The sequence below is a fragment of the Nitrospirota bacterium genome (assembly GCA_016219645.1).
Classification (GTDB): Bacteria; Nitrospirota; Nitrospiria; order Nitrospirales; family Nitrospiraceae; genus Palsa-1315.
In genome coordinates, this window is sequence record JACRLR010000032.1 from 1 (window position 1) to 14,150 (window position 14,150).

Consider the following 14,150-nt stretch of genomic DNA (forward strand, 5'->3'; position numbering starts at 1 on the left):
CCGAGGTTCCGGGCGGCCCGACAGCGGGCTAACCCCGAGAAAGACGCGCTCGGACCAGCGGATTCCCACCTGTTTGCCCCCGTTGATCCACCCAGGAACAGAGTTCTTCGTGCAAACATGAATTAATCAGACCTTCCCTAATGAATCCCACGATCGAAGCCAGACCTCGATACGGAAACTTGTGTCAGTCAGGCCACCACTTGTCGTCGGGGTTGAGCCTCCTCGGCAGCGCCTTCTGGATGAACCAGTTTGCCCAGGGAGGGACAGGGGTCCAGTATGGACAAGTAGTGTTCCAGACTTGTTTGGTGAAGGGCGTTGACGTGAATAAATTCGACTCCAAACAGTCCAAGGGCATTCCATCTGACAACCGCCAGTTGAATTTCGATCGACATGTCCCGATTCGGGACTTGTACAAGGAGGTGCAGGTGCTGCTCTTTCTCCGGAGCCTGTGCCACAGCGATCACACATCCGGTTGTACTGAGATTGACGATGTCGCCTTTCGCATGGAACAGTTCGCCGAAGATCAGCACTGGCACCACCGTCAAGACTCGCCGATGTGCTCGATGTTCCCAGGACATGAGTCAGCCCTTTCTGGTTTCTAGAGCGATCATCCGTTCGGAGGGCGATGCCTCCACTCCTTCGATTAGCCTGTTGAGCGCGGGCACCGTACGGCAATGACGCCCAGGTGAGCCGTGTCTCTGTGTGACAGAAGGATAGCTGTAAGTTCAGGGGAGCGAAATTCCCCATGAGAGGTACTACGAAGGGGGGGTGAGTGCCATAATTCATTAGTGTTCAATACAAGTACTGTTGTCGTGTCTATTAGGTTGACGCCACACACTGCTCGGCATCCTGGCGTGCGGTTGGTTGGCCTGATTCCCGGAGGATGATGTGCAGAGGGCGACCATATGCCCCTTGACCCTCGGGGAGAACCTGCGTACAAGCAGGGGGTCCTGCGAGGTGACGACCGATGAAGTTAGTCCAGAAACGATCCAGAAAGACGGGCCTCCCCCCTGGTACCCTTGTCCATATCGGCGAGAAAAAGACGGACAAGGTTGCGATTACGGCCTTCAGCTATGCCGGTGTCCGTTGCGACGAATACCAAGTCCTGTCGCTCGATGAGCTTGCGCCACCGGCCGATGAGTCCGTCACCTGGGTGAATGTCAGCGGCGTCCATAGAACGGACATTCTGGAATCGTGCGGGAAGCAGTTTCAGCTCCACTCCTTACTCCTCGAAGATATTGCCAACACTGACCAGCGGCCAAAACTTGACGACTATGAGACCTGCTTGTTCCTCGTGTTGAAGATGCTTTCCGTGACCGAGCGACAGGATATCGTTGTTGAACAGGTGAGTCTCGTCTTCGGGCGGAACTTTGTTCTGTCCTTCCAGGAAAACGGGACCGATGTCTTCACACCAGTGCGGGATCGTCTGCGTGGAGGTAAGGGACGGCTGAGGCAATCCGGAGCCGATTACCTGTTTTATGCACTGGTCGATGCGATCGTGGATCAATATTTCGCTGTCGTGGAAGCGTTAGGCGAGAAGATCGAAGAACTGCAAGATCTGGTGGTCAGTGATCCCAAACCTGAGACACTGCACAAAATTCACGCCCTCAAACAGCAGTTGCTGTTTTTGCGGCGGGCGGTGTGGCCACTCCGTGAAGTGACAAACAATCTTTCCCGATCGGAATGTCCATTTTTACAGGAATCGACGAAGGTGTTCTTTCGCGATGTGTATGATCACGTCGTTCAAATTGTGGACACCATCGAGACGCTTCGTGAAATGGTCTCGGCCAGTCTCGATATCTACCTGTCAGGCATCAGTTATCGGCTGAACGCCGTGATGAAAGTTCTGACGATCATTACGACGATTTTCATGCCGCTGACCTTCATTGTCGGTATCTACGGGATGAATTTCGAGCATATGCCTGAGCTGAAGTGGGAATGGGGTTACCCACTGGTAGTCGGCGTCATGGTGATGATCGCGATCGCCATGCTGGGATTTTTTATACGTAAGAGGTGGATATGACAGGCTGCAGTCGAATTCGTGAAGCGCGCCGGCCCGGAGTTCGTGGTTACGAGTGCCAGGTCTCACTTTTCAGAGACGATCTGTACGTGGAGCCAGAGATGAGGAACGTGAGGTTTCTACGTCGACACACCAAAAACTCGATGGAGTGATGATGAAACGACGATTGTTCACCATCACGATAGGTGTGTTGCTGCTTGGTGGGCTGGCTGGGGCAACAATCGCGTCAGGAACACCGGCCGATCTGCCAGGCGTCGTCAAAAAGTCTGACACCACCATGCCGGCGGCGGAGCGGTTCGTCATCCTGCCCGCCTTGAACAACGACGGGGTATTGGATAAAGAAACCGGTCTCGTTTGGGAGAGGTCCCCGCAGACTGCGAGTTCCAGATGGAGCATGGCTCGCCGCACGTGCGCCGAGAAAAATGTCGGAGGTCAAAAAGGCTGGCGCCTGCCTTCCTTGTCAGAGTTGCAGAGTCTGGTCGATCCTTCCATAGCTCCCCCAGGCCCGACTCTTCCACCGGGCCATCCCTTTCTGGCGGTCCAGCCGGCCGTATATTGGTCGGAAACGAGGGCTGGTGACAACCCATCGGGCGCGTGGGCCGTACATTTCGGCCTAGGAGGCGGTGCGGTTTTCATCAATTGGGCCCACGCCGTCCAAGCTTGGTGTGTTCATGGCGGCATGAAGACGGATCAGCATTAGAGGCATCGGTGATCGAGCTGATACGCGCCTTTAGCGCGGAAACTCAGGCTAGAGTCAAGTGAGGCGAAAGTCTATTCAGTGACCTCGAAGCGATCGACGAAGTAGGCGGTCTCTCCAAAGCAAGTCGTGGGGAGGTAGCGATACTCTTTGTAGTGCAGGACCAATCGTTTCCCCATGGCCTGCGAGAGCTGTGATGCGACTTTGTCATCCCGGACTGTAAAGGTCCACAAGACTGGGGCGACGCCCGGCACCGTGGTCATGGCCAGCTCACCTTCGTTCGTCTTGCAGATCCAACCCTTTTGGGAGAACTTCTGAATGTAGCCGGCTCGACTGCCGTTGGAGTAGCTGTAGTTGAAAGCGACGAGCAGATAGCCAGCGCCGATAAAGAAGAATAGGAGCACAATCACCAGAAACAGCTTCTTCATTAAGCCCTCTCTTGGTTGTGGCGAAGATCCGTGAATAACCAGGGGGCTTCAGTTTTCCGCCGAGTTTCGTAGGCGTCGATGGCTGCCTCGTGTTGCAAGGTCAATCCGATCGAGTCGAGACCCCGGTACAGACAGTCTTTTCGGAAGGGATCGATCTCGAAGTGGAGACTCGTGCCGTCCGGAGTAGTCACTGTCTGGCTTCCGAGGTCCACCGACAGTTGGTACCCGGGCGTTGCAAGGACGTCGTTCATCATCACCAGGACATTGTCCGCCTTCAACACGACAGGCAGTATGCCGTTTTGGAAGCAGTTGTTGTAGAAGATGTCGGCGAAGCTCGACGCGATGACACAACGAAAGCCCTGGTCGAGAAGCGCCCAGGGGGCATGCTCACGCGATGATCCGCAGCCGAAGTTATCGCGTGTCAGGAGAATCGTCGCGCCCTGGAAGCGCGGTTGATTCAAAAAGAATGTCGGGTCCTGCGAACCGTCCTTCTGTTTCCGCCAATCATAGAATAGCCCTTCGCGGAGCCCCGTCCGCTTGATCGTCTTCAGAAATTGTTTCGGGATGATTTGATCGGTATCGACATTGGCTCGGTCCAGCGGCGCGACCAGCCCTGTCATGGTGGTAAAGGCTTGCATAGGTCCCCTATTCCCAGGTTCGGATATCGACGAAGTGTCCCTCGACAGCGGCCGCAACAGCCATGGCCGGAGAGACGAGATGGGTGCGTCCGCCAGCCCCCTGACGCCCTTCGAAGTTTCGATTACTGGTCGAAGCGCAGCGTTCTCCCGGCTGAAGCACGTCAGCATTCATGGCCAGGCACATGCTGCAACCGGCTTCGCGCCACTCGAAGCCCGCCTCTTTGAACAGGCGGTCGAGCCCTTCCTGTTCCGCCTGTTGTTTCACCAGGCCCGAACCGGGCACCACCATGGCCCGTACTCCCGTGGCGACGCTCTTGCCTCTGGCCAAGCTGGCTGCCAGGCGGAGGTCTTCGATGCGTGAATTGGTACAGGAACCGATGAACACCGTATCGATCTTAATATCGGTCATGGGCATGTTCGGGATGAGGCCCATGTATTCCAATGCCCGCGTCGTGGCCTGGCGCTGGTTCTCGTCGGCGATGGTTTGAGGGTCCGGTACTCGTTGATTGATTCCTGTCACCATCCCGGGACTGGTCCCCCAGCTGACCTGTGGGGCGATGTCCTCAGCCTGCATCGTGACGGTCCTATCGTATCTCGCGTTCGTATCAGTCTTGAGCTGCTGCCATGTCTGTACGGCCTGTTCCAACAGTTCACCCTTCGGAGCTAAGGGCCTTCCTTTGATGTACGCGATGGTTTTCTCGTCCGGTGCCACCATTCCGGCGCGTGCGCCGCCCTCGATCGACATGTTGCAGAGCGTCATGCGCCCTTCCATGCTGAGGGCACGAATCGCCGAGCCTGTGTACTCGATGACATAGCCGGTTCCTCCGGCTGTGCCGATCTTGCCGATGATGGCGAGAATGGCATCCTTCGCCGAACAGTAATTCGACAGCACCCCATCGACGCGAACCTCCATGGTCTTGGGTCGTTTCTGTACCAAGCACTGGGTGGCCAGTACATGCTCGACTTCGCTGGTGCCGATGCCGAAGGCCAAGGCTCCGAACGCGCCATGGGTGGAAGTATGAGAATCACCGCATACGATGGTTGTCCCTGGAAGGGTAAAGCCCTGTTCCGGTCCGATCACATGCACGACGCCTTGACGGATATCATTCATGCCGAAGAGCATGATGCCGAAGTCATGGCAATTTTCTTCCAATGTCCGGATTTGTTTTGCACTGAGGGGATCAGCGATGCCCATGGTCCGGTCGGTGGTCGGGACGTTGTGGTCCGGTACAGCCAGCGTGGCGCCAGGACGTCGAGGTCGGCGGCCGGAGAGTTTGAGCCCTTCAAACGCTTGCGGCGACGTCACTTCGTGAACCAGCTGACGATCGATATAGAGTAAGGTAGTCCCGTCCGGCTCTGCACGGACGACGTGAGACTCCCAGATTTTGTCGAAAAGGGTGTGAGCGGCCATCGGTGTTCCTCGTTGATCGGTTCCTCCCGGAGAGGACCTCTGAAAGGAGACATATTATACAGAGTCCTCCTATGGTCTGTACAAGAGCGCTCAGCCGAATTATTGCGTTGAATGCCTAAACGTGGTACCAACGCACCATCGGCAGGTATGATTTCCCATCCGCGCTGCTGCACCAGGGGATGCGCGTGACTATTCAGATCTGGGCCAATCCTGCCGTCATGGATTGGTCGCAATTGCTCCTCAACAGTTTTCGTCACTGGATCGGGCGTGACTTGCTCGAACGAGTGGGCGATCCTGCTTATCAGGCTCACGCCCTCTTTCTCTCACCCAGCATCGTCATCTCACACGGGACGGAAGAGGATCCCATCATCAATTACGGGAATCAGGCGGCTATGGAGCTTTGGGAGACGACTTGGGAAGACCTGACTCGGACACCGTCACGGCTGACAGCGGAGCCTATCAATCGGGCTGAACGTGAATGGATGTTGGAGCAGGCCAGAATCCGCGGCTACCTCGACACGTATCAAGGTGTGAGAGTGACTTCAACGGGGCGCCGCTTTCTCGTCGAAAACGCCATCATCTGGAATGTCGTGGATGCAAGAGAGCAGAGGGTAGGGCAGGCCGCGACGTTCGCTCATTGGACCTGGTTGACCTGACGGATCTTAGGAGCCTGTCCGACATTGACCGTTCTACTGTGGCGAACGAGCTGCAACCATCTGCGTCGTTCTCGGCCCTGAAAAATCCTCAACGTATTCCAGTGAATACGCCTCCGGTTTTTCCGAGCCTGCGGCCTTGCATCTGGTTGTATCTCCTTCGCCTCGTCACGAAGGCAATGTCCATAGCTCCCGCTGTGAAAAGTATTATTGTTCTGGTATCCGCCCCTGACGAGCAGAGACACCTTCCCGATCTGAACTTCGACGACGGGCCCTGTCATGACCGCTCGGAAATCAGCATTACCCATCCCGATCACGTCCCAGCCGCCATACGTTGCGCAACAGCTTTCATCGGGCTTGTAGACCAGAGCCTTCCCCCGCAGGCGACTCCAGAAAAAATTGTCGAGGTCAGCATACGACCCGATCGCGTGGAGATTCCATTTCTCATGCCAGTAGAATGCATCAAGTTGGCCGTAAAAGCCGGCCTGATAGGTGGTTGTGCTACTTGCGTTGAACTGCTGTTCTTCGATTCGGCGCATTTGGGGGCCGGCGAGGGCTGAGAGCGCCCATCCCCCGAGCGTTTTTGTGATGCCGAGCGACGGGACAAGGAACTGGACATTGGCATCCAGGACTTGCCCGTTGGTCTTAAAACTGTACCCGAGCCCAGCTGTCATGGCCTGAACGAACAAGTCGGCCCCTCCTGAGGTCTTCAAAAACGGTGTTCGGACGCCGAGGTAGCTAAAGTGCTGACTCTTATTGTCGATCTGAAATCCCGTGAAGACATCACCGGCTCTACTCAGGGCTGGTTGGCTAATGAAGATAAGTACCGCCAGTAGGACGAACGTTGACCGCGCCATCGCTCTTTCCCCTCCTCAGCATCCAAAGCAACCGACCAGCACCTTTGATCCTTGGGGCTCAATGTTGACAGGCCAGGCCTTCCACCAGACGAATGTCATTCACAGGATCCTGTCCCAGACCTGACCAAGGGAGAAGTCGAGAACCCTTGCGGTCAGTCCCGATTGGCAGGTTTTTTGACTATCCCTTTCTGTGGGTGGTTTCAGGTTGCATTTGCAACAGGTGAATGATGCAGCAGTCATGTAAAGACCTCAAGTGTTTGGCTCAATTGAACCTAATGGACAATGCTGTTCAGCTTGGGTTGGGGGTTGTCCGCCAGGAAGGTGCCATATCCGGGCTGAGAATTGCGCAGGTGGTGTGAATCGGAAGGCGTGGCATTCGCCGTCGCTCGGCAGGGCGAGCTGACGGTTGGCCGAGGAGAATCTGGAGCCACCAACGAAATCCGCGAAGCTCTGGGTATTGATATTTCTCGATGAGGCTGATGGTGGTCTTGCCCGATGATTCGGCTAACTGGATCCCGATGACGACCTCACCAATCCTTGTCTGATGTTGGCGGACGACACAGCCTGTCAGGTTAAAGAGGGAGCCGTCCTGGGTGGTTAGCATCACTTGCACTTGATCAAGGTCAGCGAAGACTGCTTTGGGAAGGACTACCGCGAGGCTCTGCTCGTTCAGGTTGAGGGTTTCCCCCTCCAGCGGCAGGTCTTGTGCGCTGTGATCGAGCGACGATCTCTTCAGCGCTGCCTGAATTTCTTGTTGTGCTACACGCCACTGTGCATTGTGCAGGCTATGCCACTCGTCTTCACCGGACTCGATACTTATAACCTGGAAGTGCACGACCATCTTCCTCTCTGTTCGGACCGTCCTGATAGGACTGACTTTCAGTGTAACTCCTGGAAGTTCCAGCAGGCTGTCGAGTAGCGAGTCTTGTGAGGATTCTGAAAAGATGGCGCTGAGACCTGTGAAGGACATATCCCCCACCTGGCCCTTGTAGACCGAAGTTGGCGTGGTGACCAGACACTGGGTTCCTCCCTTGACCCGAATCATGCTCCGGCGGTTCCAGGTGAGGGGGTGTAACGGGACGGTTAGGGCCTGAAAAAGCGAACGGAGACTGCTGCGGATCCCCGGCCAGATACGGTAGGACTCCTCCCAGGGGGCGGGGTCCCCATACATCTTATCGACGAGGATCTGTCGCGTGAATGAGTCCAACTCATCGAATTGGAGACCCACATGAACCCCGCCTGACGGTATTGGATCCTGTCGGATGATGTGAGCGGTGACAGGGAGCGGTAGGCCTCTCGATGAGGTGAGCACGAGCTTGACGGACTTCTGTAGCGTGAAGATTGGTTGCCCAATGGTCACCGCTGTTCCCCTCTCGCTCACGTCAACGACACGAGCCGGGACTCCTTCTCCGTCCACAAACAGCTGGCCGGCAAAATCCCGTTTCAGTCTGAACCCCTGACGCACCTGCGCTTGCTCCCTGGCAACGAACAGGGCGACGGTGAGGAGAAGGAGGTTGATACTTCCCCAGAAGAGGCTGACCGGCAACCCTGGATCGCCGGTATCCTGCCACCAATTCCAGGTACCCAATGCCAACCCGACGACAAGGAGACCGAATGTAACCAGATGCGGCCAGGCCAAGGACAATTCGGTGGAGGAACTTTTCTTGACCCGCTGTCCTTTCGGGGTCACTTCAAACGGCCGTTCCTTGCGTGGTGCGGCTAACGCCTTGAGGGCGACGACGGTAAGGGCGAAACACATGGCGACTTCATAGACATCCGACCAAAAAGGGTTGCGCGATCCTCGACTGACTGGCCGCATCACCAGGGCGGAGGCCAGAAAAAATGAGAAGAAATAGTTCGTCAGCGCGAGTACGTCAGCTTTCAGCGGTGGCATCGAGAAGAGCAGGCTTGCGAGCGGAGCGATGAGACAGATCAAGCGTGGGAGACCGAAGAAGAAATAGAAGATCGATCCGAAGTAGTCGATCCGCTGAGCCAGAGTCAGTCCGCGCTTGGTCAACGGATTATCTCGCAGCAACACCTGGATGCACCCCATGGCCCAGCGTTTTCGCTGCTTCAAGTATCCGTCAAAGGTCTCTGGCATCAGGCCCGCCGACAACACCTTATTGAGGTAGCAGGAACGGTAGCCCCTGGCATGCAGATTCATACTGGTGTGAATGTCTTCGGTGATGGTCTGGGTCTGGAATCCTCCGATCTCCATCAGGGGTTGCCGGCGTAGGAGACCACTGCTGCCCGCAAAAAATGCGCTGTTGTGCGTGTCACGACCGGCTTGCAGTGAACGGAAGAAGAGCGCCTGTTCGTTCTTCACTTCATCTCCGACGCGCAGGTTCCGTTGGAAAATATCCGGATTGTAAAAGTGATGAGGGGTTTGCACGATCGCGACCTTCGGGTCGTCGAAAAACCCGACTGTGTCTTTGAGGAATGTTCGGGCCGGTATGTGGTCTACGTCGAAGATCGCGACCAATTCTCCGTGGGTCACATGGAGAGCGTGATTCAAATTTCCGGCTTTTGCATGGCGAGGTTTATCCGGGCGTCGAATATATTCGCAGCCAAGCGAGTCGGCCAATTGCTGGGTTTCGACGCGATGCCCGTCATCCAAGACGTAGACAGTAAATCGGTCACGAGGGTACTCCTGCGCGAGACAGCTGAGCAAGGTCTGCCGGAGGATCGACAGGGGTTCGTCCACGACCGTCACCATGATGTCCACGGTAGGGTAGGTGGTAATGGGGGGTGGGGTCCGTTCCGTCGGCGACCAGGACTGATAGGTATAGAAGCAGAACTGGCACAGTCCGTAGAGTTCCGCGAAATAGACCACTGATCCGAGGACCATAGCAGCTATGTCATCGGTAGGGATCGTGTACAGCAGACGCCACAGCATATACCGGGCGTATAGAAAGAGACTGACTGTCAACACCAGCTTCCTGCCCCGATGCTGCTTGATCAGGAGGCCGATCATAAAAAGCGCCAGGCCTGAAATCCCGAAGGCCATTGGCGTATCGAAGAAGGTGTCGAGGACTGTCATTGACGATGCTCCATTACTGTGCCGTCCGCACTTGAGATGATCCCTGCAGTACAATTGTGCTGCTTTACGACAGAGATGATGAATAGTTGAATATAGGCTTGAAGCGGAAAACTGCCTATCCCTACGGCGGAGGGAATACTATTGAGTGGTGATGCCCGTAAGCCTTTCTAGGGAGGGCGCCTTATTCCTCAAACGGGGGGGGGCGGGAGCTGTGGGCTCGTGTGGGCGCTGGCCTAGGAGTCACTGATGAAGCACTGTAAGAAATTGAGTCTGTTGAGGGTTGGTTATGTCCAGAGTTCGAGTGGGCTTCGGTGGACGATGGCTCTGAGAATATCGCTGGTTGTCAGAATGCCGACCAAGTGACGGGAGCTGTCGAGGATCGGAATGGCGTTTACCTGTTCGTCGAGCATGACGTGAGCGACCTCGCGTATCTCTGTCGTCGGGGTGGCGGACAAGATCCGGCTGTTCATGACACGGGTGAGTGTGTGCTCGGCCGACGGTCCCGGCGAATCAACGGATTCAAGTTCATGTGCATAGGGCAGCAGTTCCTGGTTCGATACCATTCCGACCAATATGCCGTGGGCCGACATCACGGGGAGATGGTGAATCCCTTTGTGTTGCATCGTAGTCCACGCTTCCAGCAGTGTAGAGTCAGAGGGCAACCAGGTGACGGGTGAGGTCATGAGGTCCTGCGCAAGGAGGGATAGCTTTGGTGCGGGGGCCCGGTGTGTCTGCTGCTGGTAGGCCTGTTGGGCGAGGCGTGATGCAGGGTCGGCATCTTGACGCTCTTGGTCTTTCGCCCGATCTCGCCGATGGTCGGCGTCGGCCTGAGTTGCGGGTGGCCGGTGGGATACCGGTAGCGCAGGATGGATTTCTACGATGCCACCGACCGTGCGTATAATCGGCATGGCGACCTCACGATGCTTGTATCGGATCCCCGTTGGAAATACTTAAGCAGCAGGTCGGCTCTCAGGCCATGCATCTGGGAGAAGAAGGGATCGATTTCGCGTGAAATGCAAGAGATGAGCTGGTTCTAGGGTAGAGCAAGGAACTGAAATCGAGGACAAGAACGACCATCAACGGTCACAGTTTCTAGGAACATAGCCTTGGGTCTGATCCATAGCCCTCGTTCGCCGTACAGGGCTCGATAGACGACATATTCTTCCTCTGTTTCCGAATGCCGAGCCACTCCCAACACTTCATATTCGTGGCCTTTATAGTGACGATAGCGACCAGGCTGCACCATCGTGTATTCTTCTCCACCTGGATACTATAAGGGAACGATCAATGAAATTACAAAGTCAGATTGCGACGCGCAAGACTCATGATGTCGTCGTCATTGGTGGCGGATCAGCTGGCTATGCTGCGGCACGGATCGCCCGTGATGCCGGCGCTGACGTTGCGATTGTAGATCAGGGCCCGCTGGGAGGGCTCTGCATTCTGCGTGGCTGCATGCCGACAAAGGCCATCTTGCGTTCCGCCGAAGTCGCAGCCCTCCTCAGGCGCACAAGGGAGTTCGGACTCTCCTCGGTGTCGTCCAGTGCAGATCTGTCGGCGATCGTGGATCGAAAAGATAGGCTGATTCGCGAATTCGCTAATTACAGGATCCAACAACTTCACGATCCCGCCTTTGCGCTTTACGAATCTCCTGGTAGGTTTTGCTCGCCTCGTGAAATTGACATAGAAGGCGCCAGGCTCTCTGCGCACACCTTCATTATTGCAACCGGCTCCAGCCCTTCCGAGGTCGCTATCCCTGGTCTATCGGACGTAGATTTCTTCACGAGCGATACGATTCTGGACCTGCGTACGCAACCAGCTTCTCTGTTGGTATTGGGGGCAGGGCCTGTAGCACTCGAGCTGGGTCAGTTCTTTGCCAGGCTCGGCACGAAGGTTACGATTCTCCAGAGGGGTCGCACGGTCTTGTCGCAGATGGACGGGGATGTCGGGCTGGCGCTTGAAGCGGCGTTGAAAGAGGACGGCATCGAAGTCGTGACGGAGGCGCAGGTGCTCCGCGTCACCTGCCAAGAGGGTCGGAAATCAGTGTGGGTACAACATCATGGCCAGGAACGGGTATTCGCGGCCGAAGCGATTCTGCAGGCGTTAGGTCGTCGCCCCAATATTGCCGGGCTGCAACTGGATGCGGCGGGGGTGGATGTGACGGGAGGACGGATCGTCGTCGACGCGGCGATGCGAACATCGCAGCCACATATCTTTGCCGTGGGTGATGTGAACGATTTGAATCCGATCGTGCATCTCGCCATCCAACAGGGTGAGATTGCCGGGTACAATGCGACCCACGCGGGAAAGCTTGCAAGACACATCGATCATCGGCTTGATGCCGAGGTGGTCTTCACAGAACCACAAGTAGCAGTCGTGGGACTGACTGAACGGATGTGTCGCTCGAAGGGAATCCGTTATCTTACCGCCTCTTATCCCTTTGCCGATCATGGGAAGGCGCTGTGTCTCGGGGCATCGCATGGCTTCGTGAAACTCCTTTGTACGCCGCCGACAGGCGAACTCCTTGGCGCGCAGATTGTCGGGCCTGAGGCGGGTGAGCTGATCCATGAACTGATCGCGGTGATGTATTACCACGGGACCGTTGCCGACCTCTTGCAGATGCCGCATTACCACCCCACGCTGGCAGAAATCGTGACCTATCCAGCGGAATCCCTTATGGAACAGTTGAGCGCAGGATGAAAAGACTCACGATGGGTGAGCGTCGATCTGACGTGCTTCTTCGCACCTTCAGCATGGATCTTTCAGAGTTGAACCAGCTGCGCCATCCAGTGTAGCGTACTCCCTATGGCGAGACAGAGCGAGCCGGCTCGAATCAATCTGCACATGGTCGGGATGATCGCACGATCCGTGGGGATTGTGGCAATTGCACTCGGATTCGTCATCGGGATCTATGGACTGGAAGAGACGGGGACCTGGTGGCTGCAGACAGCCTTGGGATTGTTGGTGACTGGGATGTTGGCTCAAGGGTGCGCCCTCTACTGCTCGATCAAACGCATGCAGCAACTACACAACAGGCCAAAGTTATGAGAGGAATGGGTCGGCGTCTGTTCACCGCCGGTGCGATCCTCTGCGCAGGGGCGATGCTGGCCTGCGGTGGCCCCTGGCGCGACCGGTATTTCGACAAGGGCGTCGATCGATTGACACAAGAGGAGATTTCTGAACGTATGGGGCCGCCCCATACGGCCAAGGTTCCGACGCTCGGTGGCGAGTCGGTCTGGACCTACCGCGTTCCGATCAGCGACAAAGACCTGGCCTCAGTGACCCTTTCCGGCCTGGCCGATCCGGTACAGGAAGTGACGGCATTGATGGGGAAGGTTGCTCCCGATAGCCCCAAGGCCATGTTGTATTGCTACCGCTACACGCTGACATTTAACGAACAGAAGGTTCTGAAACAATGGAAGCGTGAAGAATGCACGCCGGGAACCCACGATACGCTCAATGCGAACTAGTATTCTGATTCCCTAATCCATGCCTGCCTGGCTACCGCATATCGACAGCTCGATCCTTCCGGACAGCCTCAAGTCGTTCTTGCTGCTCGTCACGCTCCTCATCACCCGTGCGCTGATTGTCCGCTGGATCGCCAAGAACCAGGCCCTGTCGATGGAAGCCAAGCGACGCTGGGTGGTGGCGACGAGAAATTCCATCCTGTTCGCGTTGCTAATCGGGCTGGTGGTGATTTGGGCGCACGAACTGCAAGCCCTTGCCGTATCCCTGGTTGCCTTAGCGGCTGCGCTTGTGCTGGCGACCAAGGAGCTGCTCCTCTGCTGGAGCGGGGCGGCATTGCGGGTGGGAGGGAAAGTCTATTCGGTGGGCGATCGCATCCAAATCGCGGGACATCGAGGGGTGGTCTTAGACCATGATATTTTTGCGACCAAGCTCCTAGAGATCGGGCCTGGCCAAGCAGCCCACCTCTATACGGGCCGCGTGACAATCTTTCCGAACAGCTTGTTGTTTACGAATGTCTTGATCAAAGAGAACCCCGGCCAGGAGTACGGGCTCTATATCCTCGAGATTCCGCTCAAGGACGAGGATGACTGGCAGGATGCTGAACGGCGCCTGCTCGACGCAGCCAATGCCGAATGCACTCCCTTTATGGAGGAAGCGGGACGTCAGATGAAGCTGTTGGAGCAGACCAATCTGCTCGACGCTCCGTCCCCGGCACCCCGCGTCACGATCCAACTGTCCGAGCCTGGACGTATTCATCTTGTGCTACGGTTCCCGGCTCCAGATCGTGGAAGATCGAGGATCGAGCAGGCAATTCTGCGAAGATTTCTGGCGGGATAACGCTGAATCCTGTTCATGCGCGCGGGGTCAGTGAGATTCGCACGCCGTAATGTGTTCTTGATCTTTCACGGGGATTTACATATTCTTCAGATCTACTCTGTTCT

Annotated in this window: 15 protein-coding genes; 7 read left to right on the top strand and 8 right to left on the bottom strand. The window is 56.3% G+C overall.

Annotated features, from left to right (window positions below; genetic code table 11):
- Nucleotides 1-188: 188 nt before the first annotated feature.
- Nucleotides 189-578, bottom strand: coding sequence for a PilZ domain-containing protein (locus HZB34_12165; protein ID MBI5316719.1), 390 nt, complete (start codon nucleotides 576-578; stop codon nucleotides 189-191).
- A 389-nt stretch (nucleotides 579-967) separates the two neighbouring features.
- Here HZB34_12165 and corA point away from each other — a divergent pair, with 389 nt between their 5' ends.
- Nucleotides 968-2,023: a magnesium/cobalt transporter CorA gene (gene corA / locus HZB34_12170; GenBank protein MBI5316720.1), complete on the top strand. Its 1,056-nt coding sequence runs from the start codon at nucleotides 968-970 to the stop codon at nucleotides 2,021-2,023.
- 148 nt (nucleotides 2,024-2,171) lie between these two features.
- Nucleotides 2,172-2,720, top strand: coding sequence for a DUF1566 domain-containing protein (locus HZB34_12175; protein MBI5316721.1), 549 nt, complete (start codon nucleotides 2,172-2,174; stop codon nucleotides 2,718-2,720).
- Nucleotides 2,721-2,791: 71 nt separating this feature from the next.
- Here the strand turns inward: HZB34_12175 and HZB34_12180 are convergent, their stop codons facing one another.
- Genes HZB34_12180 through leuC form a run of 3 tightly spaced genes read right to left on the bottom strand, consistent with a single transcriptional unit; the run spans nucleotide 2,792 to nucleotide 5,194 of the window.
- Nucleotides 2,792-3,145, bottom strand: coding sequence for a hypothetical protein (locus HZB34_12180; protein MBI5316722.1), 354 nt, complete (start codon nucleotides 3,143-3,145; stop codon nucleotides 2,792-2,794).
- Nucleotides 3,145-3,783, bottom strand: a complete 639-nt coding sequence (gene leuD, locus HZB34_12185) for a 3-isopropylmalate dehydratase small subunit (GenBank protein ID MBI5316723.1) — start codon at nucleotides 3,781-3,783, stop codon at nucleotides 3,145-3,147. The genes HZB34_12180 and leuD overlap by 1 nt, the downstream gene beginning before the upstream one ends.
- 7 nt (nucleotides 3,784-3,790) lie before the next feature.
- Entirely contained in the window at nucleotides 3,791-5,194 is a 1,404-nt protein-coding gene (gene leuC, locus HZB34_12190) for a 3-isopropylmalate dehydratase large subunit (GenBank protein MBI5316724.1), read from the bottom strand.
- 179 nt (nucleotides 5,195-5,373) lie between these two features.
- Here leuC and HZB34_12195 point away from each other — a divergent pair, with 179 nt between their 5' ends.
- Nucleotides 5,374-5,850: an MEKHLA domain-containing protein gene (locus HZB34_12195; GenBank protein ID MBI5316725.1), complete on the top strand. Its 477-nt coding sequence runs from the start codon at nucleotides 5,374-5,376 to the stop codon at nucleotides 5,848-5,850.
- Here the strand turns inward: HZB34_12195 and HZB34_12200 are convergent.
- The 4 genes from HZB34_12200 to HZB34_12215 all read right to left on the bottom strand — a co-directional run bounded on the left by HZB34_12200 (nucleotide 5,829) and on the right by HZB34_12215 (nucleotide 10,990).
- On the bottom strand, nucleotides 5,829-6,704 hold the full coding sequence (locus HZB34_12200; protein ID MBI5316726.1) for a hypothetical protein: 876 nt from the start codon (nucleotides 6,702-6,704) through the stop codon (nucleotides 5,829-5,831). The two genes, HZB34_12195 and HZB34_12200, sit on opposite strands and share 22 nt — an antisense overlap.
- Before the next feature lie 289 nt (nucleotides 6,705-6,993).
- Nucleotides 6,994-9,744 (bottom strand): glycosyltransferase, encoded by a 2,751-nt coding sequence (locus HZB34_12205; GenBank protein ID MBI5316727.1) that lies wholly within the window; start codon nucleotides 9,742-9,744, stop codon nucleotides 6,994-6,996.
- A gap of 284 nt (nucleotides 9,745-10,028) precedes the next feature.
- Nucleotides 10,029-10,652 carry a CBS domain-containing protein gene (locus tag HZB34_12210; protein ID MBI5316728.1) on the bottom strand — a complete coding sequence of 208 codons (624 nt, stop codon included), beginning with the start codon at nucleotides 10,650-10,652 and terminating at the stop codon, nucleotides 10,029-10,031.
- Between the two features lie 125 nt (nucleotides 10,653-10,777).
- Nucleotides 10,778-10,990, bottom strand: coding sequence for a DUF1653 domain-containing protein (locus HZB34_12215; GenBank protein MBI5316729.1), 213 nt, complete (start codon nucleotides 10,988-10,990; stop codon nucleotides 10,778-10,780).
- 41 nt (nucleotides 10,991-11,031) lie between these two features.
- Between HZB34_12215 and HZB34_12220 the strand changes: the two genes are divergently transcribed.
- The 4 genes from HZB34_12220 (at nucleotide 11,032) to HZB34_12235 (ending at nucleotide 14,046) form a co-directional block, all read left to right on the top strand.
- Entirely contained in the window at nucleotides 11,032-12,441 is a 1,410-nt protein-coding gene (locus tag HZB34_12220) for an FAD-dependent oxidoreductase (GenBank protein ID MBI5316730.1), read from the top strand.
- 105 nt (nucleotides 12,442-12,546) lie between these two features.
- The gene (locus HZB34_12225) at nucleotides 12,547-12,789 is read left to right on the top strand and encodes a hypothetical protein (protein MBI5316731.1); all 243 of its coding nucleotides are present in this window, start codon (nucleotides 12,547-12,549) and stop codon (nucleotides 12,787-12,789) included.
- 5 nt (nucleotides 12,790-12,794) lie between these two features.
- Complete coding sequence (locus HZB34_12230) at nucleotides 12,795-13,211, top strand: hypothetical protein (protein MBI5316732.1); 417 nt, start codon at nucleotides 12,795-12,797, stop codon at nucleotides 13,209-13,211.
- Nucleotides 13,212-13,230: 19 nt separating this feature from the next.
- Nucleotides 13,231-14,046 (top strand): mechanosensitive ion channel family protein, encoded by an 816-nt coding sequence (locus HZB34_12235; GenBank protein MBI5316733.1) that lies wholly within the window; start codon nucleotides 13,231-13,233, stop codon nucleotides 14,044-14,046.
- Nucleotides 14,047-14,150 lie beyond the last annotated feature (104 nt).